Below are 20,504 nucleotides of genomic sequence, written 5' to 3' on the forward strand. Positions count from 1 at the left end.
CTGTGAACAGCCCCGAGACGACCGGCTCCCTCGGTGAACGACTGCTGCAGCAGCAGCTCGGCACCACTGACCGAGCGGCCGACTTCTACGACCGCCAGGTACACCCCTACCTGACGCCCGCCATGCGGGAGTTCATAGCCCGGCAGACCATGATGTTCCTGTCGACCGCCGACTCCCGAGGAGCCTGCGACAGCAGCTTCCGCTCCGGGCCCCCGGGATTCTGCGTCTCCCTCGACGACCGCACTCTGACCTACCCCGAATACCGGGGCAACGGTGTCCTGGCCAGTGCGGGGAACATGACCGAGAACCCCCACCTCGGCATGCTGTTCATGGACTTCACTCATGATCACATAGGGCTGCACGTCAATGGCACAGTGCGGCTGTACACCGACCGCGACCTCCGCGCCTGGTACCCGCATCTGCCGACCGACACCGCACCCGGTCGCCAACCGCACCTGTGGGTCCACCTCACCGTCGAGGAAGCCTACGTCCACTGCTCCAAGTACATCCCCCACCTCGAGCCGGCCCCGCGCCCCCGCCCGGCCACGGACAGAAATCGTCCCAAGGACAGCGCCTACTTCACGGAGTCCGCCCCTTCTCACCGGGCCCCCGACGCGGGAGATGCCGACACCGGCCGCACCTCATGGCGACACCGCTTGCGGCTCCGCCACTGATTCTGATCATCTCGCCGCTTCTGCGACACCTGACCCCAGGCGCCTCGGCCGACCAGCCTGCGGCCGCAGGGTCCACGAAATGATCTGCCATTGCCATCGTGCGCCCCTCAGGTCGAACCCGGGGCACCATCGGTGGGGATCGCGTCCCGCCAGGTCGTGTAGGGGGTCAAGACACCGGAGTCCGCAGGCCAGGGACGTTACCCCGCTCGATCGGGTGTCCAACTCGCCCTGCCGGGACGCTCCGTGGGCTGCCGCATCCACGCAGATCGCCCAGCACCGCACCTTGTACGCGCATTACCCGTCCAAGGGACACGTTCTGGCCGAGCTGGTACGCATCGGCCACGAGGAGATGCGGACCCGGCTGACCGAGGCCGCCGCCGGCACCGGCGGCGACAGCGCCGCCCGGCAACTGGCCGCCCTGGTCCGCGCCCATGTCCTGCTCCATACCGACTATCCGCTGCTGGCGGTGGTCACCAACAGCGAACTGCACGCCCTCTCGCCCGAGCTGGCCGCACCCTCGCTCCAGTTGCGTGAGGAATGCCGCCGCCTCCTCGCCGACGTGCTCGAACGCGGCATCGGAAGCGGCGAGTTCCAGCTGGACGATCCGCTGCTGGCGGTTACCGCGATCGGTGGCCTCGGCGTGCAGGTCGCACAGTGGTTCGGTCCCACCCTCGAACGGACCCGCGAGCAGGTCGCCGACGAGTACGCCCAGTTCGCGCCGCGCATCGCGAACGCCGTCCGCTGATCCCACCGGCCGTCCGGGTCCGCCCTGTACAGGGATCATTCATGTGCCGGGGCCCGCCCTGCTCCGCATGAACGCTCGCCCCGCCTTGTGCGGACCCCTTCCCGGCCCTGCACGAGTTCCCAGCCCGCTGTGTACGAGCCGCCCCGCCCGCCTGGGCGGCGGGCCCCAGCCCTTTTGTGAAGGAGTGACCATGCGACCGGTCCTCGCGACCTCCCACGGCCTGGTCCGCGGCGTCACCGGCCCGTCCGGCATCGCCTGCTTCAAGAACCTTCCGTACGCCGCCGCTCCGACCGGGCCGCTGCGTTTCATGCCCCCGCAGCCACCGGCCGTATGGGCCGGCGTCCGCGACGCCGACGCGTACGGTCCTACCGCCCCCCAGGCGCCGTACCTCCCACCCATGGACCGCCTGCTCCCCGAAGTCCTCGTCCCCGGCGAGGACTTCCTCAACCTCAACATCTGGACCCCGGACCCCGCCGGACGCCTGCCGGTACTGGTCTGGCTGCACGGCGGAGCCTTCACCAACGGCACCGGCTCCCTCACCGGCTACGACGGCACTGCATTCGCCCGCGACGGGGTCGTCCTGGTCACCCTCAACTACCGGCTGGGCGCGGAGGGCTTCCTCCACCTCGGGCCCGGTGACACCGCACGGGCCAACCTCGGCCTGCTGGACCAGATCGCCGCACTCGAATGGGTGCGCGACAACATCACCTCCTTCGGCGGTGACCCCGATCGCGTCACCGTCGCCGGTCAGTCGGCCGGGGCCATGAGCATCGGAGCCCTGCTGGCCATGCCGGCGGCCAAGGGCCTGTTCCATCGCGCGGCCCTGCAGAGCGGCGCGGCCCACCACACGTTGTCTCGCTCGAGTGCCGCCTCGGTCGCCGCCCGATTCGCCGCCATCCTCGGAGTGTCGCCCACCCGGCCGGACCTCGCCGCCGTACCGGCAGAACGCCTGCTGGCCGCCCAGTCCCAGATGCGCGGCGAGATCTCCGCCCGCCCCGACCCGGCCCTGTGGGGTGAGGCCGCGCTCAACCTCATGCCCTTCGAGCCCGTGGTCGACCACGACACCCTCCCGAGCACGCCCATGGGAGCGATCACCGGGGGCTGCGCGGCGGGCGTGGACATCCTGGTGGGCTGGACCAGCGACGAGTTCCGGCTGTTCACGGTGCCGTCCGGACTGAGTGGCCTGGTGACCGACGACCTCGTGGAACGCACCGCCACCGCCTACGGCCTGCCGCCGGGCCGGGGCGCCGCCGCCTACCGAGCCGCATTCCCCGCAGCGAATCCGGGTGAGCTGTTCGCGCAGCTCGCCACCGACTGGTTCTACCGCCTGCCGGCGCTGCGCCTGGCCGAAGCTCAGGAGCGCCAGGGCGCACGCGCCTTCGTCTACGAGTTCGCCTGGCCCTCGCCCGCCCACGACGGTGCACTGGGCGCATGTCACGCGCTCGACGTGCCTTTCGTCTTTGACAACCTGGCCGACCCGGCCTTCGCACACCTTCTCGGCGACGCCCCGCCCCAGACGATCGCGGACAGGATGCACGCCGCCTGGGTCTCCTTCGCCACGACCGGCGATCCCGGCTGGTCCGCGTACCGGGTCCCCGACCGGGCCGTCCACCGCTTCGCGGCCGTGCCGGCCACCGACCACGACCCGCGCAGAAGCCTCCGGACCCTGTGGGACGGCCTGCGCTGAGATCTGCGGCGTTGTGCCAGGGGAGCGGTGTGGTGCCTGGCAGGCGGCGTGTGCCGCTCAGGGCATCCGCCCCTTTCCGTGACGGCAGGTCTACGCCCCCGATGGCTGCCGGGGAACGTGAGGCGCATGCCCCATCCGCCTGCGGAGGTGAGCCCTGCGATCGTCGAGGACTGTTCAGATCTCCTCGAGCGACGCGCCGTCGTAGAACTTCCCGGCCTTGTAGACCATCGGGTCCGCGCTGGAGACCTCCAGATAGCGGACTCTGGCGACGATTACCACATGGGTCTTGGCCCGGAAGCGCTCCTTGATCTCCGCCTCGATCGAGGCGGATGCCCCGCGGATGAGCGGAGACCCCGCCGGTGCGGTGTGCCAGTCGAGCCCGGCGAACTTGTCCTCGGCCTTGGAGGCGAACCTGTCCACCACCGCCCGCTGCGTGTTGGCGATGATGTTGATGCCGAGGTGCCCGGACTCGAAGAGCGAAGGGTAGGTCGACGACGTCTTCTGCACACACACGACCACCAGCGGCGGATCCAGCGATATGGGCATGTAGGCGCTGACGGCCAGCCCGCGGGGTCGACCAGCGGAGTCGATGGCCGTCACCACCGTGACACCGGTCACGAACTTGCGATTGAACTCCTTGAGCTCCTCGATGCTGGGCCCCTCATCGGGCTCGCCGACGCCGACGTGTGTCCCGTCTGGCTCGCATGCCGACTCCAGCCCAGGCACTCCCAGGTCGGAGAGCATCTCGACGCTGGGGTCCCACGTCACGCGCTCGCGGATGATCCGGCCCTCGCGGAGCGCTCCCTGGATCGCGCCTCGAGCCTGGAGAGTACGGCCTGTCGGGGGGACGTCGCCAAATGCGTTTATGAACGTCCCCGTAGCCGACCAGAAGATCGCGAAGTCGTCGCCGTCCACGACGATCATGTCCACTGTCGTCTGCAAGTTGGGAATGGCGGCCCGCATGTCGCGGACCTGGCCCTTCAGCTCGGCCAGTCCCGAGGTACGCCCCAGCCCGGCGTTCTCCAACGCGTAGTCGGGATGGACAATCTTGTCCAGGGCATCGGAGTCCCCGTGGTTCCAGGCGGCATCCCAGGCCGAACGCACCAGGTCTTTGAAGTCCGACATCTTCTTCCACTCCTCGTTCTGCCTTGGGAAAGGCGGTCGACGTGACGGTTCCTGAACTGGACCCGCCAATGCTGCCCGTGTGGCTGGTGTTTGCACGACATCGACCTCCTGCACTCCGACAGCGGGGGAAGGGCGGACGACCTGCCGTCAGGGGCCCAGGAGGAGGGCCCGGTGAGGGCCTCCCGCCTCGACGCCCCGGCTGCGGCCGGCATGGGGGCGAATGCCGGCGCGTAGCAGGGCTCGGGCTCGCCCCCGCGGGACTCGATGCAGCTGGAGATGTACTCGGTGCGGACAGGTCGCGCGCGGGCGTAGACATCTTGGCCGACGAGCCTGTCGTCGGCCAACAGTCGTCGGTCTGCCAGGCCGCTGGTCGCGGGCATGAGTCCGGTCTGCAGGGCCCCGCTGCTCAGCCCAGCAGCTTGCCGCGGTAGCCCCAGCGCGACGGGTCGACACTGTGCAGGATGACGGTCGTGTCGTTCCCTGCGTCCTCGCCCAGGACCGAGGCGACCGCATGCGTAAGCGCCTCGACCATCTGCTCGCTGAACTTCTCGTCGTCGAAACGCCTGCTGAAGAACGAAGCTTCGATGTGAGCCATTGTTCTCTTTGTCCTTCTCTCGTGTTTCCAGGGTGGGAGGACCGTCGAGCCTGGTGGGTCGGCTTCGGTCGTGTCGCTGGTCGATCAGGACTCGTCGGACCGGGTCGGGTATTCAGCTGGTCGGAGGTCGAGCACCTCCGATACACCGCGCAAATAGCCGCTGAGGTCACGCCCAGCCCGCACGACGTGCCTGATGTTGGAGGGCTGGGCCAGGCGACTGATGTCGGTAAGCACGTTCCCCTCCACGACGACGACATCTCCGACGGCACCGGGCCGCAGTGAGCCGAGCTCCGGTCGGTCCAGCAGCGACGCCGCGTTCGCCGTAGCGGTGGTGAGCGCCTCGTCGGTGGACATGCCGTGCTTCACGTACAGTTCGAGCTCTCGAGCGTGCGCCCCGAACGGGCACAGGGTCCCCGAGGAGTCGGTGCCCATCACCACCCTGACCCCTGCCTCCCGCGCCAGTGCGAACGACTCGAGGGTCCGGTCGTGTGCGTCACTGAGATCAGCCACCCCCTGTGCGGTCAGACCACGGAGCGTCCCCTCCCGTTGGCACCAGTCGTTGAAGGCCATCGTGGGGACGAGGAAGATTCCACGCTCAGCCATCTCGGCCGCCATGTCTTCCTCGAGGTACGAGCCGTGCTCGATGGAGTCGACACCTGCCGCGAGGCTGCGCCGGATGCCTTCCGCGGAGAGTGCGTGAGCCGCGACCCGCAGGTCCAACTCGTGGGCCGTCTCGACGATGGTAGTCAGCTCGGCAGCACTGTAATTTGGCCAGCTCGGCCGTTCGCCCTTCGACATCCCTCCGCTGGCCATCACCTTGATGAAGTCCGCACCAGCCTTGGCGTGGAGCCGCACCAGCTTGCGGCACTCGTCGATGCCGTCCGCCGTGTCCCACTGCTCCCGCTGTGTGTACGGCGGGTAGAACAGATCGCCGTGACCGTTCGTCATCGTGATCCACCACGGCGCGACCAGCAAACGAGGTCCGACGGCCAGCCCTTCATCGATGAAATCGCGAAGCTCGATCTCTCCGGCGCCGCGGTGCCCCATGACCCGCAGCGTCGTGAATCCGGCGGCGAGCGATCGGTGGGCGTTCCGCAACCCGTGCAGCAGCTTGCCCGGCTTGCTCACCTGGCCGCGGAAGACATCACTCGCAATCACGTGGTGGTGATCGGAGTTGGTCGTCAGGTGGACGTGTGCGTCGATCAGGCCGGGCAGGACTGTGCAACCCGCTGCGTCGAGACACGGCGTCCCCTGCGGCACCTTGCCGTCTACCCTTGGCCCTGCGTAGACCACCGTGCCCGCTCGGATGTGGACGAGCCCGTCTTCGTAGTGCTCACCCGGCCCCGACCAGACCACGCCGCCCTCGATGGCGATGTCGCCGGGTGTCACCGCAAGTCCAGGAAGGTCTCTGGATCCGACATGTCTGTTCCCCTCAGAACGTGTGGTTTCTTCCACCGAAGACCGCGCTCACGGAGCCGTCGGTGAAGATCCTGCTGATCGTGTCCGCGAGCAACGGGGCACAGGAAAGCACCTCGATCTTGGCAGGAGCACCTGCGCGGAGCGGGATTGTGTCCGTGACGACGACCCGCTCGAACGGTGACGCCGCAAGTCGCTCGAACGCAGGCCCGCTGAAGACGCCGTGGGTCGCCGCGGCGAGCACTCGACGAGCCCCCGCGCGCATGAGCGCCTCTCCTGCTGCGCACAGCGTGCCCGCCGTGTCGATGATGTCGTCGATCACGATCGCGGTCTTCCCGCGGACATCACCGATGACGGTGTTGATCTCGGCGACCTGCTGCTGCGGCCGCTCCTTGTCCAGGATCGCCAGGCCGGCCCCAGTCTGGGTGGCGAACTGCTTGTTGAGCTTCACCCGGCCCGCATCCGGAGCGACGATCACCAAGTCGTCGCCGAGGCCGGCGAAGTAGTCACCGAGGATACCCAAGGCGGTCATGTGGTCCACCGGGATGCCGAAGAAACCCTGCAGTTGGCCGGCGTGCAGGTCCATCGTCAGCACGCGGTCGACACCCGTCGCCTCGAGAGCGCGCGCCACCATGCGCGCCGAGATCGGCTCGCGCGGGGCCGACTTCTTGTCCTGCCGCGAGTACCCGTACCACGGAGTCACTGCGATCACGCGGTGTGCGCTCGAACCGACGGCAGCGTCCACCATCACCAGGAGCTCCAGGAGCGAGTCGTTGGCGTTGACACCGGTCTCGGGGTTCGCGCACATCGGCTGGACGATGAAGACATCCGCCCCCCGAATCGATTCCTCGAACCTGCTGTAAACCTCTCCGCTGGAGAACGTCTTGAGGGTCACTTTGCCGAGCTCGATCTTGAGGAGCTCGGCAATGGCACCCGCCAGCGGCGCGTTGGAGCGGCCCGAGAACACCATGAGCCGCCTGCCGGACTCCGCCTGCAACCACGCGTTCATGAAATCACTGGTCCTTCGGTGCCAACGCTCGCACGACTGTCCGACTCTCCTGTACTGTGCGTGCTCCAGTTCATGAAGTAGAAACCTTTCTACTCGGGACAACAAAAATCACTGATAGCCCACCTGAATCACTGTTCGTACTGTCGGCGGTCGCCGGCACCACGTCGATCGTTGGCGCACTCGGCATGCTCGTGCGCGCTCCCGCCGACTCGACCGACAACGCCGCAACCACCACGCCGCGACGAGCCGCACTGGTGACGTCCTCACCCTTCCAGGCTGGCGGCGAACACGCCGTTGAAGGTGTCGCCGGCGCCGGTGGTGTCGACCACCCGACGTGCCGAACCAGCCGGGATTCGTGTGGTGCTGACTCCGTCAGCACCACACGAGAGCACACCGTTGGCACCCAACGTGACGACCACCGGCGCCCTGGTGTGGGACGCCACCGCGGCCGCCATCATCTCCACCGGCGGGTCTCCGTGCTCGCCACTCTCGGCACCTGTTCCGCAAGCGTCCGCGCTGCCTACGCCTGTGCGGTCCACGAAAGCATGGCCGTCCACATCCCGGCATAGTGCGGCCAGTCCAGGAACTCCGGGGGTGCCCAGTGCGGAGCGAGATCGGAGGCGAACGCAGCCGTGCGGCCCTGGCCGTACTCACCGACGACCAGCATCGGATCCTCGCCCACCCGCGCCACGACGGTGGCGTCCGGCTTCGCCATGAGCTTGTTGTAGCCGAGCAGGTGCGGCCAGTCGGACGGCGTGCCGCCGAGGACCGGGTGATCGGGCTCGCAGACCTCCACCTCGACGCCCTCCGACCTCTCGACACGGTCGTCATACGGCAGCATCGTCACCGGCAGCGGCTCGGCAAGCGGGCTCATGCCGTATCGGCCCTTACCGTCGATCCCGGTGAAGGAAAGATACCCCCCGACCATGACGAGGCCACCGCCTCGCTGGACGAAATCCGCCACCAGGCCGAGCCGGTTTGGCGACTTCTCCGACCTCAGGAAGGTCTCGTCGGGCAGCAGGAAGGAGTTGGATCCGATGTCGGAGATGACGACTACGTCGAACTCGTCGAGCTCCTCCACCGAGCGGGGGAACTGCAATGTGATCTCGTGGCCCCGGACGTAGCTGACGTCGAAGCCTGCGTCATTGAGGCAGTCAAGGAAATACCCCGCGCCCTCTTCGTACTCGGTCGAGTGGAACTGGTCGAAGCCCTTCATGTGGATCGTGTGCTTCACCCACGACTCTCCCACGAACAGGACCTTGATCGGCGACCCGGTAACGCTCATCAGCTTAGACTTCCTTGCTCGGAGTGCTTTCTGGTTGATGCAGCGAGGAGCCGGCGACCCATCGCGTACGCCTCGCGAATGTCGGTCCCCACGTAGCTCGTCGCGGCCAGTGGCGCCAAAGTGGGCGTCGGGTTCACCGCGACCGTGTGCGAGAACGCCGTAAAGAGCCCCACGTCGCTGGAGCCGTCCCCGTAAACCACACAGTCATCCGCGCGCAGGCTGCGAGCAGCGAGGGCCGACTCGGTGATCGCCACCTTCTCTTCTGGCATCAGCGTGGCTGAGTCCCCCAGCGGGCTTCCCAACTCCACGGCCGATCCGTAGGTCTCGTCGGCTCCCCAGAGCTCGAGCCCGCGGACGAAGAACGCCGGCGACTGGGAGATCACGATCACCTCCTCACCGCGAGATCGGATATCTGCGAAGGTTCTGGCGATTCCTTTCATCCAGGGCGCGTTCTGGAACGCCTCGTCGAGGTCGGCAGCGGTTGCGCCTTTGCAGATGTCGAGGAGTCGCAACCAGAAGTCGGTGTCCGAGATCTTTTCCTCGACCCACTTCTTCTCGATTTCCAGCCCAGCCTTGAGCTGGCCCATCTGACGGGCCAGCTCGATGGTGGCGGTGCTCCTCAGGAGGGTGCCGTCCATGTCGAAGACGTGGAGGCAGCCGACGGCAGCGGTCCCAGCGGAGTTGCTCACTTTCCCAGCTGCTCTTCGGATGAGGAGAGACGCGGGTTCTGGTCGAGCACTATGGTCTTGTTCTCCAGGTACGGGAGCAGACCCGCGACGCCGCCTTCACGCCCGATCCCCGACTGCTTGAAGCCCCCGAAGCCGATCCCGAAGTCCGCCCGGTTGCCGTTCTGTCCGACAGTCCCAGCGCGCAAACGCCTGGCCACCTCTCGGCCATGTGCCGCGTCACGGGTGAACACAGCAGCATTGAGGCCGAACACCGAGTCGTTCGCGACACGGATCGCGTCTTCCTCGTCCGCCGCGGCGATAACTGAAATCACTGGTCCGAAGATCTCCTCCTGGGCGATCCGCGAGGAGTTGTCGACATTCCCGAAGACCGTCGGCTCAATGAACCAGCCCCGGTCGAGATCCTTGGGTCGGCTGCCACCGAACGCGAGAGTCGCTCCTTCGTCCTTGCCGATCTGGACGTAGCCTTCGACCCGCTCACGCTGCCGCTGTGAGGTCAGCGGCCCCATCTCGACGCTGGGGTCGAACGGGTTCCCGACCTTGATCCGAGAGAAGCGGTCAGCGAGGGCCTCGACCATCTCGTCATGCCGATGGCGAGGCACAATGATCCGGGTCAGCGATGCACAGATCTGACCGGAGAGAAAGCATGTACCACCGGTCAGGCTGTCCGCCGCCTCGGCAATGTCCATGTCCTCGAGGATGACGGCCGCCGACTTGCCTCCGAGCTCAAGTGTGTATCGCCCGATGCGCTCGGCCATGATCCCGGCGATCCTCTTACCGACCTCCGTGGAACCGGTAAAGGTGATCTTGTCGACGCGGTGATCGCTCACCAGCGCCTCGGACGCCTCCCTGTCGGCGGTGAGCACGTTCACAACACCCGGGGGGAGCCCGACCTGTTCGGCGATCTCCGCGATCACGTACGCGGCCCCTGGAGCCTCGGGGGACGCCTTGACGATCACCGTGCACCCGGCGAGCAGCGCGGGGGCGAGCTTGTACGCGATCAGATGCATCGGCGTGTTCCACGGGATGATCGCTCCGACGACGCCCACGGGCTCGCCGACTATCATCCCGAAGCCTTCACCCGAGCTGGTGGGTGCCTCCTGCTCGAACGGGTACCGATCGGCGAGATCGGCGTAGTAGGTGAACGCCGCCGGGACCTCCTGCATGACAGCCGGCACCACGCGGGCGATGACGCCTGACTCACGTGGCCACAACTGGACCACGTCATCGACGCGCTCAGCAACAGCCTGGGCAATGGCGCGGAGGTATTCCGCCCGCCGGGTCGGCGACATCCGTGGCCACGGACCTTCGTCAAAGGCTCGGCGAGCCGCTCCCACTGCTCGTGCGACATCCGCCGCTTCGGCCTCAGCGACAGTGAAGTACAGCTCCTCCGTCGAGGCTTCGACCACGTCGATCGTGTGGTTCGTCGACGGGTCGACCCACTCCCCATCGATGTAGAACTTCTCTGAGTTCGCGATGGGCAATCCTGTTGTCTTGGTCGTCATGGGAATCGTTGACCTCCAAATGTTCGGCTGCGGCAGTACTCGTGGTTGTCAGCAATTGCCGACCGGACCTTCATCGCATCGCACCCGTTCGGCGGTGGAGCACCGTCTCCGCGGTCGGGTACCGCCAGCGGGCGGCCTGGGGGTGTGTGACTGCGGGTCAGACGGAGTCTTTCAGCATCTCGTCGAAGAGTGCGGAATCGACTACCCGCCGGCGGATGGCTTGGTAGAGCGGGCCGTTCTCCTCGCGAGTGGCCAGCGCTGACGCCCAGTCAGGATCTGCGAGGAATGCCCCCCACTTACGCTCCAACTCAGCCAAGTCGGAGAACCTCATCGTGTAGACGAGTTCGTTGAAGGAGTTGTCACCGATGGTGGTGCAACCCGCCTGGGTAATCTCCATCCTGTGCTTGCGGGAGAGTGGGATCACGACTGACCTGAACAGGTCGACGACATCTCCCAGCCGACCCGGCACCGGGACGTACTCGCGCACCTCGTAGATCACCTTGCTGATCCTCTGCTGTCTTCGAGTTCTGACCCGTCACGGCGGAGGACGGTGGTGCCGCCCTCTTGTCCCGCTCATGGCCTCAGATTCACCGGCGGAACGAGCGACGCTAGTCAGCGAACGCAGGAAGGACCTCGGCAGCCATCATCTCCATGTTCTTGATGATCGCGTCGGTGGGCATGCCGACCGCGATGAGGCATGCCAGGTGGTCCACTCCCATCCTCTCGTAGGCCTTGAACCGCTCGATCATGCGATCAGGCGTGGTGAGCACCGGGTCGGCGTACTTCTCGAGCAGGTTGTCCTTGGAGAAGGAGTGCTGTTCAGGCCGCATCTTCCCGCGGTGCACGAAGTCACGGCTCTCGCCCACGTCGCGAGTGGCGAGGCGGCCTTCGCGCGTATCGACGGTGCCGGGGCCCTTGACCAGCGCCATATAGTAGTTGTACTCGTTCACCACGTCATCGAAGTACTCCAACGCCTCCTCCTCGGTGCGACCGACCCAGGTGTGGCGGAGCACCATGACCTCTCCGCGCGGATTGCCGGTCTTGGCGATCTCGTCGTTGTAACTCTCGATCAGTTCCTCCAGGTCGCCGTATGGCTCGAAGTTGCCGTAGTTCGGCGCCGTGATCAGGTTCAGGCCCTGTTGGGCGACCCTGCGGACGCCGTTGGTGCTCTGCGATGCGACCCAGATTTCGGGGTGCGGCTTCGTCGCCGGCTTCGGAACCAGGGTCGTCGGCGGGAACGAGAAGAACTGACCGTCATAGGACACGTCGTCCTCGGTGAAGAGGCGACGGACGATCTCCAGCGCCTCTTCGTACAGCGCACGCTGGTTCTCCGGCTTCACCCCGAGCCGGTCGAGCTGGAACCGGCTGCCGCCGCGTGCCACACCGATGCCGATTCGCCCCGGCGCGAGATGATCCAGGAGGCTCATCTCAGAGGCGACGAGGAGCGGATTGTAGGCCGGCAGGACGACCACGCCCGGGACGATCCTGAGCCGCTCGGTCCGCGCTGCTGCAACCGCCGCGAACATCATCGCCGAGGGATTGCTCACGTAGTTCTGGAACTGGTTCTCGTTGATCGTGATCCCCTCGAAGCCGAGCTCCTCGGCGGCATCGACGATCCTGATCATGCTGTCCAAGACCTCTGACCAGGGCCGAGTCATGTCCGGGTAGAAGAACGGAGCCGTTACCCAGAATTTCATTGCCATCGTGCACTCCTCAACTGTGTTCGCTCTTGACCAGGAGCCGGAAACGGTTGCCGACGCGCTCGGCTCCAGTCATCCACGGCAACGTCGCAACCACGATGCCCGGGACGGCATCATCGCGCCCCGTGCACCTGTGGGTTCAGATGGCGACCGGCTCCACGGCCGGAGTGGTCTCCAGCATCGGAGCGATCCAGCTCTCGTACCACTTCTGCGGCACCGGTTCCTCGCTGGCGGCAATCAGCTCCGAGAAGTCCCATTTCTTCAGGAGCTTCCCGTTGCGGAAGACGGGCTGGAGGAGGTTCTGCTCGGGGGCGACCGAGTCCCGCGGGACCGTCTTGTACTCGCCGTTCTCCTTGATGAGAGCCAGTCGGCCGGCCTTCGACACCTTGAAGTCGGCACCGGTCGGGGATTTGGAAATGTTGCGCCACTCGCCGTTGACGCAGACGGCGTTGGCCTTCTGGCCGAAGTTCATCGTGTCGCGGTTGACGTGCTGAAGCAGACCGCCGCCCATGCCGAAGACTGCGTTGTCTGCGGCCAGACCACGGCGTTCGAGCTCGATGAACACGTCTCGGAGGCTCGTCGCTGTGACGCCGTCTCCCTGGACGACCCGGATGAACGGAGGCAGCACCTTGAAGCCCTTGCTGTTGGTCTCGTAGCCGAAGGCGTCCATCAGCCACTCGGTCGTGTCGGCCGTCACCTGCACGACGTCTCCTGAGTCGGGGCGCGCTCCGACGAGGCCGGGGAACTTCTGGACCATCTCCTTCAACTCACCGCCGAGAATGTTCTTGACGCAGTTCTCGTGGTCGTAGGTGTCGGTGAGGACCAGCGCGAAACCGTGGTCGTGGTACGTCTCCAGCATGTTCCGGATCGCCTCGACCTCATGGTCGCGGCCCCAGGCTGTGAATCCCGCGTGCTCGGAGTTCGGGCCGGAGTTGGACGGGGCGACGGCGTTGTACCAACGCTTCGCGGCGAGGATGCCTGGCGTTGTGTCGCTCTGGTTGAAGTTCACCAGGTGCGCCATGCCCCCGAGTGCAGCAGACTGCTGCGAGCTGACACCGCGTGCACCGTAGTCGTGGAGCATGAAGCGCACGAGGTGCTCGTTGTCGGAGGTGCGCTCAAGGGCCGTCCGGATCACCTGCTTCGAGAGCCAGCTGAGGGTGCCGACCGTCGTCGGGTACCACACTGCACGCAGCAGTGCCGTCTCGAAGAAGCTGGTCGCCCAGTAGTACTTCGGGTCGGTGTTGATGAGCTGCACGAGGACGTTGCGGGTGGGGAGGACCGTGCCCTCGGGGACTGCCTCGATCTCCACCGGCAGGTAGCCGCCGTGGTCGTTGATGACGCCCAACCAGTTCTGGCGGTTGAAGTGCATCCCCTGCTCACGCATGAGGTACTCCGCCGCGTCGACGTCCTCCAGCGTCACAGGGCGCATGAGGTAGTCGCGTATGAAGGCCTGGAGGCCGACGAACATGGTCACGGGGAACGTACCGCCGCGGGACTCGATGTACGACGAGATGTACTCAGTGCCCGGCGGGTACAGCGGATAGTGGCTGTGCTTGTAGTTGTCGGTGTTGATGATGATGTTGTCGAACTGCTCGCCCAAGGACATCGTTGCACCCTCCCACTAGGTGGCCCTCTGACGGCCGAGTCAACCGCAGCGGACTATTAACGGTTCTAGCAACAAGGCGGAGTAGTGGACCTGAACCGCCCATTGCACGCTATCCGCTCATCGATCGTCTTGTAGAAACCTTTCTAGTCGCCACTGTCCCACAGAGAGATCCACCTGTAAACGGTGCGTTTCCATCGGTTGTCAGGTGGCTTGGGAGATCCGTGTTCCTGGCCCTGGGGCAGGTGTCCTCGACCCGGATGAGGTCGCCGTCCGGCTCGAAGACGTCGCAGTCGTGGGCTTCGGACGTCTGCCCGTCCCCGCCGATCGCGCGGATGTCCGCCGGGTGACCGCGAAGTGGACGCTGGAGTGCTTCCCCGTGCCGACAGCCTCCGGCCGCCGGCCCGTCGCAGGAGCGAGGTGCGTCCGGAGATCTCGCTCGACCTCGCCACGACCGACGAACCGGACGCCGGACTCGGGACCCACCGAGAGCTGGAACTCGCACTCGGCGCCATCAGGGCCGTCAGTGCGTCCCCGTCCCGACGGCCCAGGCCGAAGCGAAGGCGTCGACAGCGGCCCGGCTGTTTCCGTAGGCCGCCGCTGCAGTCGTCGCGTGCGCCCGGCGTCGGCCCACTTGATCCGTGCCGCTTGAGGCACCCCGGACCGGGCGCGGGCGACGGTGACAGTCAGCGATACGGCCGTGGCCGCGGCCCGGACAGCGGCCCCGGTGTCGTCGCCACTGGCCAGGCACTTCGCGAGTACGCCACTGAACGTGTCGCCGGCACCGGTCGTGTCGACCGCAGTGACCGGCTTGGACGCTCTACACCCGATCCGGTCCACCGCAACGCGGGAGGCAACGGGCCGCACCGCTTCCTCCGGCGTATTCCAGCTGGAGCCACAGCGTTATCCCAAGACGCTCTGTCGCGGGGCGGGACGACGGTCGCCTCCCAGCGGCCGATCAGGCGGGCCGGTCGCTGGGTAGAATCGAGTATGGTTGTCTCACGCGATCGTGAGTGGAGCGCGACATACCGACATAGAGGGATGGGGTTCGGGGAGCCATGCCGACGCGCAGGCCCACGATGAAGGATGTCGCTGAGCGGGCGGGAGTCGCGGTCAGCACGGTGAGCTATGTGCTCAACGACAGCGGACCCGTCGCCGCCGACCGGCGCGTGAGGGTGCTGGAGGCCGTCCGCGCGCTGGGCTATTTGCCGAACGAGTCGGCCCGCAACCTCAAGCGTCGCAGTGTGGCCACCATCGGTCTTGTAGTCCCCGACCTGGTGAACCAGTACTTTGCGATGATCGCCGAGGGAGTGGAGCAGGCCGCGTCCGAGAAGGATGTCCTGGTGGTCTTCTGTACGCCGGAGGCAACCGGTGACGGCGAGTCCTGGAACAGCCGGTTGCTGCGCAGCCAGCGGCTCGACGGGCTCATCTACCTGTCCGGAGCCGAGACGCGGATGGAGCCTCTGGTGGAGCTGACCCGGGTCGGTCCCGTCGTCCTCGTTGACGAGAAGCTCCCCGGCTTCGGCCTGCCGTGCGTGGTCTCGCAGAACCGTCGGGGCGCGCGGGAGATCGCGGCCCACGTTACCTCTCTCGGGCACGAGCAACTGGCCATCCTCAGCGGCCCGCTCGAGCTCTGGACGGCCGAACAGCGCCTCTCGGGCTACCGCGAAGCCATCGCCGCCGCCGGGCTGGATCCCGACACCGTACCTCTGCTCGTCGGCGACTACCGGATGTCATCGGGCGAGCAACTGGCCGCGGAGATCCTGAGCCGCCCCGCGGGCGAGCGGCCGACAGCGCTGATCTGCGCGAACGACCTGATGGCGATCGGTGCTCTCTCCTACTGTCGCCGCGCCGGCCTGCGGGTGCCGGAGGACGTCTCAGTGGTCGGGTTCGACGACCTGCCGTTCGCTTCCCTCCTCACTCCGGCTCTCACCACCGTCCGGCAGCCCGCGCGGGAGATGGGCGTGAAGGCCGCCAAGCTGCTGCTCGGCATGCTGGACGGCGCCGAGCCGGCCTCTCCGCCGCCTTCGTCGGTCTCGCTGAAGATCCGAGAGTCGACAGGACCGCTCCCCGCCGGCTGAGTAGCGTCCGGGCATCAAGGCCTGGGAGGTCGGCATCCGACCGTGCGGCCGGGCACCAGCCCCTCAGCTTGATCTCTAACCTGTGCGGCGTGGACGTGGGGTCGTTGACTTCTTCGTTCGCCCCTTTGCCGGGCCTGGTTTGCCGACCGTGTACACGTCGTGGCGTGGAGTGGGCCGGGCGTTCTTGCTCCCGGGTGGCCGTCCAGGTCCAGGGCGGGAGGATTTCGGTGCTCCGGCTGGGCGGGAGGCCTTCGGGCGGAGGTGCCGGAAATCGCGGCGGACGCGTGCGGGGGAGAGCCTGTCGGGCGGGGTCGGCTTCTCCCACGGCCGCCGGAGGTCTGCCGCCAGCGGGCGGGCCAGACGCAGCTGGGTGGGAATGGGGCCCCTGGTGGCTGGACAGATCAATGCAAGGACAGCCCAGCAGGACGTCAGTCAGTGATCGGGTCACGGCCACCGGGGACCCGCGTATCACTATGACTGTCGGTGATGGTGGAGATGGTCTGCCGGGAGACCTCGGCGCCATAGACCTCGGCAAGGTGGGCCTGGACCTCACCGGTGGTCAGGCCCTTCGCGGCCAGCGAGATCACCATCTCGTCGACGCCGGTCAGGCGCTTCTGCCGCTTCTTGACGATCTTCGGCTCGAACGAGCCGTCCCGGTCACGGGGCACGGCTGCCTCCACCGGCCCGACCTCGGTCAGCACGGTCTTGGAGCGTTTGCCGTTGCGGGAGTTGCCACCGTCCTTGCCCGCCGGATCGTGCTTGTCATAGCCGAGGTGATCGGTGATCTCGCCCTCCAGAGCGGACTTCAGCAGCCGTTTCGTCAGCTGCTGAAGTCCGCACGATCGCCGCCCGGTCCTGCTGGCGTCGGCCGTGGCCGCGCACCATCGCGAGCGGCATGCCGATCAGGCCGAGGGCGAACAGGGCGGTGCCGGCGAGCGTGACAGGGAGCGGCCAGCGCTGGCCGGTGTGCAGCAGCAGCCAGCAGGGCACGGTCCACAGCAGGACGGGGGCGATCAGGGGGAGGTAGCGCATCAGGCGGTGCAGTCGGCTCTGCTGAGTCGCGTGCGCTGCACTGTCGGCGGATCGGATCTCGCTGGTGTCGCACGCTTCCCCTCCTTGAGCAACCAGGCTGCCGTCGCGCGCACTGTATCCGGCCGTCCCGGTCCGGTCGGACGGACGGGGTGCTCATGGTGGGCAGCCCCATGTGGCCAGGTGGCCTCCGAGTTCGCCCCCGGCTCACGCGGTTGGTGACTCTGCTCCTGACCGGGACCGCGGCGGCTTCGAACGGTGAGGCGTAGAAGCTCCGGAAGCAGTGGAGAGTACAGCCCGTCGTGGTGGGCCGTGTGAGATCCACATGCCGGTGCCTGTAATGCTCAGCATTTCTGGGTGGGGATGCTGTGACGGGCGGGAGGGTGGGTGGGTGCTGTCCCAGGTCCGGGGGCTGACTCATGACACGCCTGACCGAAGTGTCCTGGTCTCACGGTGTCGGCCGTTGGCCGGGGATGGTGCGTTGTCGGTGCCGGGCCGGCGGGGCGTGTCCCGATAGGGGCCTGCCGATCAGTTGTGGCCTCCTCGCCATTCTGACCGCCGATGCGGCCCGGTACCGGCAACGGGACGCGCCATCGGACCGGAAGGGGGACGGGCAGACGAGCCACCGGCATGCGCGCATGGTCTCGTCTCGCGGGTTCCAGGAAGGCACCGGTATCCCGAGACGAGGGTGCTCCTTAAGCGATATGCCGCCCGCGAGGTCTTTAACCTGGCCAGGACGGTGTCTACCGACCCTCCCGTAATACGGGCCCCTCTGCGGACGTGACCTGCCGTCAGGCAGTAGCACATCCAGCACTTGACACCATGCATGAGCACGGGTGGGGCCGCACGCTGTTCTGCGTGCGGCCCACCCGTGCCGGGGTCACGGGTTGCCGAGGGTCAGCGGACCGGCAGGACCTGGGTGTGGTCCTTCTGGACGGCCTGGAGGTTGTGGGGGTTCAGGCCCAGGAGGGACAGGATCGTCGGGGCGATCTGGGTGGTCTCGACCTGAGCAGACTTGGTCATGCCCGCGGGGGTGCCCGCGCCGGAGATGACGAGCGGGACGTTCAGGTCGTCAGCGTGGGCGCCGCCGTGTTCGGCGATCTTCTTGGTGCCGCCCGTGTAGACCACACCGTACTTGGCGATGCCGAACAGGTCCGGGACCCGGGCGTCACCGGGCTTGACGCCGAAGTACTCGGCCGCCTCCTTGCCTGCGTAGACCCTGCTGAGCCCGCTGTTGCTGAAGGACTTGGTGGGCTCGCCGCTGATGTCGGTGCCCTTGCCGCTCTGCGACAGGAGGTACTGCTTGGCGAACGAGGTGGCCTCGGCGGAGCGGTCGTTCAGCCACAGCAGCATGCCGTCGTCGTCCACGGAGTGCGCGACGAGCTCGCCGGCGCCCGGATGCTTCTTCTTCCAGGCGGCGTTGAGTCCGTCGAGCAGCGGACCGTCGTCCACGCGGGTCAGGGCCGTGGGATCGGTGGGCGACTGGCCGTGCTTGGCGGACAGAACGATGTCCGTGCTGGAGGCCAGGCCCTTGGCCCGGATCTCCTTGACCATCGCGCCGACCTCGGTGTTGACGTAGTCGAGGTTCTTCTGCAGCAGCGGGCCGGGGACGCCCTTGGAGGCGTAGCCGCCCTTGAGGCCCTCGGAGGAGGGCAGCTTCTGCGCGGTGGAGACCGACTGGAAGTTCATGCCGAAGATCGCCGGGGTGCCGACCTTGTGACGGCCGCTGTGGTCGTAGCCGTCGATCTCGTTGAGGACGGCCTTGACCTTGTAGCTGTCGTACTGCTCGGTCGCCTTGTTGTCGGTGGTCCAGTCGTTCCCGGCCGGGTAGCCGTTGGCGTCGCTGTTGATCTCCGGGGAGAACTGGTCCTGGATGCCTGTACCCGAAGGGCCGTTGAGGATGTCGTAGGCGATGTGCTTGTCCGACCAGGCGGTGCGCAGGCCGGCGTTGCGGGCCACGTTGAAGACGGTGTTCACCTGCAGGTACGAGTGCGGGTAGACCGGCTTGCAGGTCGTGGGGTCGACGGGCAGCTTGCTCGGGTCGAGCAGGCTCTGCGGCCGTCCAGTCATCTGCAGGATGCTGCCGGGCAGGTTCTTCAGGCCCTGACCGGCATCGAGGGAAGCCTTGTTCTTGTCCATGTCCTCGGTCATGTCCACCTCGACGCCGGGCTTGACGCCCTTGCAGTGGGTGGTGCCGGCCGGGAGCAAGGCGTGGTTGTACACGTCGTCGTAATAGACGCCGGTGGTACCCGGGCCGCCGCCGGTGACCTGGGCGGTCATGCCTGGGAAAGAGTCCGAGGGGGTGGTGGTGTGCGCGTTGGTGTAGTGCACGCCGCCGTTCACCAGTCGGGCCAGCGCGGAGCCGGGGTGGCGGGCGATGTACCAGGCCAGATCCGACTGGTGCAGACCGTCAACCGACAGCAGGAGGACGTGCTTGGCGGCCACGGGCTTCTGCGGCGCGGCCGAGGAGCCGGTGAGCTCCGACGCGGCGGCGAGCGAGCCTCCGGCGACGGTCATGGCGACACCGAGGGAGGCGGCCAGGCGTATGGATCGGCGGTTCACAACTAACTCCAGTTGCTACTGATGACGCGGACGGCGATGCGGGACATGACTAGCCGCCGGTTCTGTCGCGACAACAGCCGGAATCTGAACATTTGACAAACCCGCCGTATCTGCCCCTTCACGTAAGACCGTGGACCGGTGGCGCAGAAGCGACGGAAGTGAAGCAGGCACTGGCCTCGACCAGCCTGCACGACGTCTCGACCCAAGACGTTGAGAAGACGTTGAGAAAACATTGAACAGGGCGGGCGGCGACCCTGTCAGCGCAGGCGCGACGGTGCCGTCGGCGCGCACGGCCGGCGAAGAGCGGCCGCATGCCGGGGTGCACGGGGTCTCCCCCCGCACCCCGTGGGCTACTACTGGGAGGTGTGCCCGAGGACAGCGTCGAGCTGGACATTCCGGAGACCCTGCCCATGGTCGACGTCGACATGGGCCTGCTGGAACGGTCCGTAGCCAACGTGGTGGAGAACGCTGTGAAGTACAGCCCCGTCGGCGCCCCCGTCCTCGTCTCGGCGAGCGCCATATCCGACCGGGTGGAGATCCGCGTCGTCGACCGCGGGCCCGGTGTCCCGGACGAGGCCAAGTCCCGCATCTTCGAACCGTTCCAGCGCTACGGCGACTCTCCTCGCGGCGCCGGCGTCGGTCTGGGCCTCGCAGTGGCCCGAGGCTTCGCGGAAGCCATCGGCGGCACGCTCAACGCCGAGGACACCCCTGGCGGTGGCCTCACCATGGTCCTCACCGTGCCGACGGCACCGCAGCGGCGTCCGGAGCAGCGGGATCTGCCGACATCGGCCGCGCACTGACA

Annotated in this window: 17 protein-coding genes and 3 pseudogenes; 5 read left to right on the forward strand and 15 right to left on the reverse strand. The window is 67.0% G+C overall.

What is annotated here, in order from left to right; translation table 11 throughout:
• Window positions 1-2: 2 nt before the first annotated feature.
• The 3 genes from ABZ823_RS15730 (at window position 3) to ABZ823_RS15740 (ending at window position 3,106) form a co-directional block, all read left to right on the forward strand.
• Window positions 3-674 (forward strand): pyridoxamine 5'-phosphate oxidase family protein, encoded by a 672-nt coding sequence (locus ABZ823_RS15730; RefSeq protein WP_361659427.1) that lies wholly within the window; start codon window positions 3-5, stop codon window positions 672-674.
• A gap of 214 nt (window positions 675-888) precedes the next feature.
• Window positions 889-1,419, forward strand: coding sequence for a hypothetical protein (locus ABZ823_RS15735; RefSeq protein ID WP_361659430.1), 531 nt, complete (start codon window positions 889-891; stop codon window positions 1,417-1,419).
• Between the two features lie 190 nt (window positions 1,420-1,609).
• Window positions 1,610-3,106 (forward strand): carboxylesterase family protein, encoded by a 1,497-nt coding sequence (locus tag ABZ823_RS15740; RefSeq protein WP_361659432.1) that lies wholly within the window; start codon window positions 1,610-1,612, stop codon window positions 3,104-3,106.
• A 174-nt stretch (window positions 3,107-3,280) separates the two neighbouring features.
• Here ABZ823_RS15740 and ABZ823_RS15745 read toward each other — a convergent pair whose 3' ends face one another.
• The 12 genes from ABZ823_RS15745 to ABZ823_RS15800 all read right to left on the reverse strand — a co-directional run bounded on the left by ABZ823_RS15745 (window position 3,281) and on the right by ABZ823_RS15800 (window position 14,897).
• Window positions 3,281-4,231: a flavin reductase gene (locus tag ABZ823_RS15745; protein WP_361659434.1), complete on the reverse strand. Its 951-nt coding sequence runs from the start codon at window positions 4,229-4,231 to the stop codon at window positions 3,281-3,283.
• Window positions 4,232-4,637: 406 nt separating this feature from the next.
• Window positions 4,638-4,826 carry a tautomerase family protein gene (locus ABZ823_RS15750; RefSeq protein ID WP_361659437.1) on the reverse strand — a complete coding sequence of 63 codons (189 nt, stop codon included), beginning with the start codon at window positions 4,824-4,826 and terminating at the stop codon, window positions 4,638-4,640.
• Window positions 4,827-4,910: 84 nt separating this feature from the next.
• Complete coding sequence (locus ABZ823_RS15755; protein WP_361659440.1) at window positions 4,911-6,215, reverse strand: amidohydrolase family protein; 1,305 nt, start codon at window positions 6,213-6,215, stop codon at window positions 4,911-4,913.
• A gap of 43 nt (window positions 6,216-6,258) precedes the next feature.
• Window positions 6,259-7,251 carry a ribose-phosphate pyrophosphokinase gene (locus tag ABZ823_RS15760; RefSeq protein WP_361659443.1) on the reverse strand — a complete coding sequence of 331 codons (993 nt, stop codon included), beginning with the start codon at window positions 7,249-7,251 and terminating at the stop codon, window positions 6,259-6,261.
• Between the two features lie 263 nt (window positions 7,252-7,514).
• Window positions 7,515-7,808, reverse strand: a complete 294-nt coding sequence (locus ABZ823_RS15765) for a PfkB family carbohydrate kinase (protein WP_361659446.1) — start codon at window positions 7,806-7,808, stop codon at window positions 7,515-7,517.
• The gene (locus ABZ823_RS15770) at window positions 7,772-8,536 is read right to left on the reverse strand and encodes a glutamine amidotransferase (protein WP_361659450.1); all 765 of its coding nucleotides are present in this window, start codon (window positions 8,534-8,536) and stop codon (window positions 7,772-7,774) included. The genes ABZ823_RS15765 and ABZ823_RS15770 overlap by 37 nt, the downstream gene beginning before the upstream one ends.
• A complete protein-coding gene (locus ABZ823_RS15775) occupies window positions 8,536-9,225 on the reverse strand; it encodes an HAD-IB family phosphatase (protein WP_361659453.1) in 690 nt (229 codons plus the stop codon). The genes ABZ823_RS15770 and ABZ823_RS15775 overlap by 1 nt, the downstream gene beginning before the upstream one ends.
• Window positions 9,222-10,727: an aldehyde dehydrogenase gene (locus tag ABZ823_RS15780; RefSeq protein ID WP_361659456.1), complete on the reverse strand. Its 1,506-nt coding sequence runs from the start codon at window positions 10,725-10,727 to the stop codon at window positions 9,222-9,224. The genes ABZ823_RS15775 and ABZ823_RS15780 overlap by 4 nt, the downstream gene beginning before the upstream one ends.
• Before the next feature lie 157 nt (window positions 10,728-10,884).
• Window positions 10,885-11,226: an NIPSNAP family protein gene (locus ABZ823_RS15785; RefSeq protein ID WP_361659459.1), complete on the reverse strand. Its 342-nt coding sequence runs from the start codon at window positions 11,224-11,226 to the stop codon at window positions 10,885-10,887.
• 109 nt (window positions 11,227-11,335) lie between these two features.
• Complete coding sequence (locus ABZ823_RS15790; RefSeq protein WP_361659462.1) at window positions 11,336-12,430, reverse strand: LLM class flavin-dependent oxidoreductase; 1,095 nt, start codon at window positions 12,428-12,430, stop codon at window positions 11,336-11,338.
• A 136-nt stretch (window positions 12,431-12,566) separates the two neighbouring features.
• A complete protein-coding gene (locus ABZ823_RS15795; RefSeq protein WP_361659465.1) occupies window positions 12,567-14,033 on the reverse strand; it encodes a nicotinate phosphoribosyltransferase in 1,467 nt (488 codons plus the stop codon).
• A gap of 201 nt (window positions 14,034-14,234) precedes the next feature.
• On the reverse strand, window positions 14,235-14,897 hold the full coding sequence (locus tag ABZ823_RS15800; RefSeq protein WP_361659468.1) for a PfkB family carbohydrate kinase: 663 nt from the start codon (window positions 14,895-14,897) through the stop codon (window positions 14,235-14,237).
• 191 nt (window positions 14,898-15,088) lie between these two features.
• Between ABZ823_RS15800 and ABZ823_RS15805 the strand changes: the two genes are divergently transcribed.
• Window positions 15,089-16,111: a LacI family DNA-binding transcriptional regulator gene (locus ABZ823_RS15805; protein ID WP_361659471.1), complete on the forward strand. Its 1,023-nt coding sequence runs from the start codon at window positions 15,089-15,091 to the stop codon at window positions 16,109-16,111.
• Between the two features lie 75 nt (window positions 16,112-16,186).
• Here ABZ823_RS15805 and ABZ823_RS15810 read toward each other — a convergent pair.
• The 3 genes and pseudogenes from ABZ823_RS15810 to ABZ823_RS15820 form a co-directional block, all read right to left on the reverse strand.
• Window positions 16,187-16,483 (reverse strand): annotated as a pseudogene (locus ABZ823_RS15810) (transposase); the annotation flags it as partial.
• Window positions 16,484-16,590: 107 nt separating this feature from the next.
• Window positions 16,591-17,143, reverse strand: a pseudogene (locus ABZ823_RS15815) (transposase); the annotation flags it as partial.
• A gap of 894 nt (window positions 17,144-18,037) precedes the next feature.
• Window positions 18,038-19,702 (reverse strand): alkaline phosphatase family protein, encoded by a 1,665-nt coding sequence (locus tag ABZ823_RS15820; protein ID WP_361659474.1) that lies wholly within the window; start codon window positions 19,700-19,702, stop codon window positions 18,038-18,040.
• 356 nt (window positions 19,703-20,058) lie between these two features.
• Here ABZ823_RS15820 and ABZ823_RS15825 point away from each other — a divergent pair.
• Window positions 20,059-20,502, forward strand: a pseudogene (locus tag ABZ823_RS15825) (ATP-binding protein); the annotation flags it as partial.
• Window positions 20,503-20,504 lie beyond the last annotated feature (2 nt).

This window comes from Streptomyces sp. NPDC047079 (assembly GCF_040643755.1).
Lineage (GTDB): Bacteria > Actinomycetota > Actinomycetes > Streptomycetales > Streptomycetaceae > Streptomyces.

Coding starts and splice junctions, on each gene's coding strand:
- ABZ823_RS15790 (WP_361659462.1), bottom strand. CDS start 12,430: ATGGCAATGAAATTCTGGGTAACGGCTCCGTTCTTCTACCCGGACATG.
- ABZ823_RS15760 (WP_361659443.1), bottom strand. CDS start 7,251: ATGAACGCGTGGTTGCAGGCGGAGTCCGGCAGGCGGCTCATGGTGTTC.
- ABZ823_RS15795 (WP_361659465.1), bottom strand. CDS start 14,033: ATGTCCTTGGGCGAGCAGTTCGACAACATCATCATCAACACCGACAAC.
- ABZ823_RS15770 (WP_361659450.1), bottom strand. CDS start 8,536: ATGAGCGTTACCGGGTCGCCGATCAAGGTCCTGTTCGTGGGAGAGTCG.
- ABZ823_RS15780 (WP_361659456.1), bottom strand. CDS start 10,727: ATGACGACCAAGACAACAGGATTGCCCATCGCGAACTCAGAGAAGTTC.
- ABZ823_RS15740 (WP_361659432.1), top strand. CDS start 1,610: ATGCGACCGGTCCTCGCGACCTCCCACGGCCTGGTCCGCGGCGTCACC.
- ABZ823_RS15805 (WP_361659471.1), top strand. CDS start 15,089: ATGCCGACGCGCAGGCCCACGATGAAGGATGTCGCTGAGCGGGCGGGA.
- ABZ823_RS15750 (WP_361659437.1), bottom strand. CDS start 4,826: ATGGCTCACATCGAAGCTTCGTTCTTCAGCAGGCGTTTCGACGACGAG.
- ABZ823_RS15745 (WP_361659434.1), bottom strand. CDS start 4,231: ATGTCGGACTTCAAAGACCTGGTGCGTTCGGCCTGGGATGCCGCCTGG.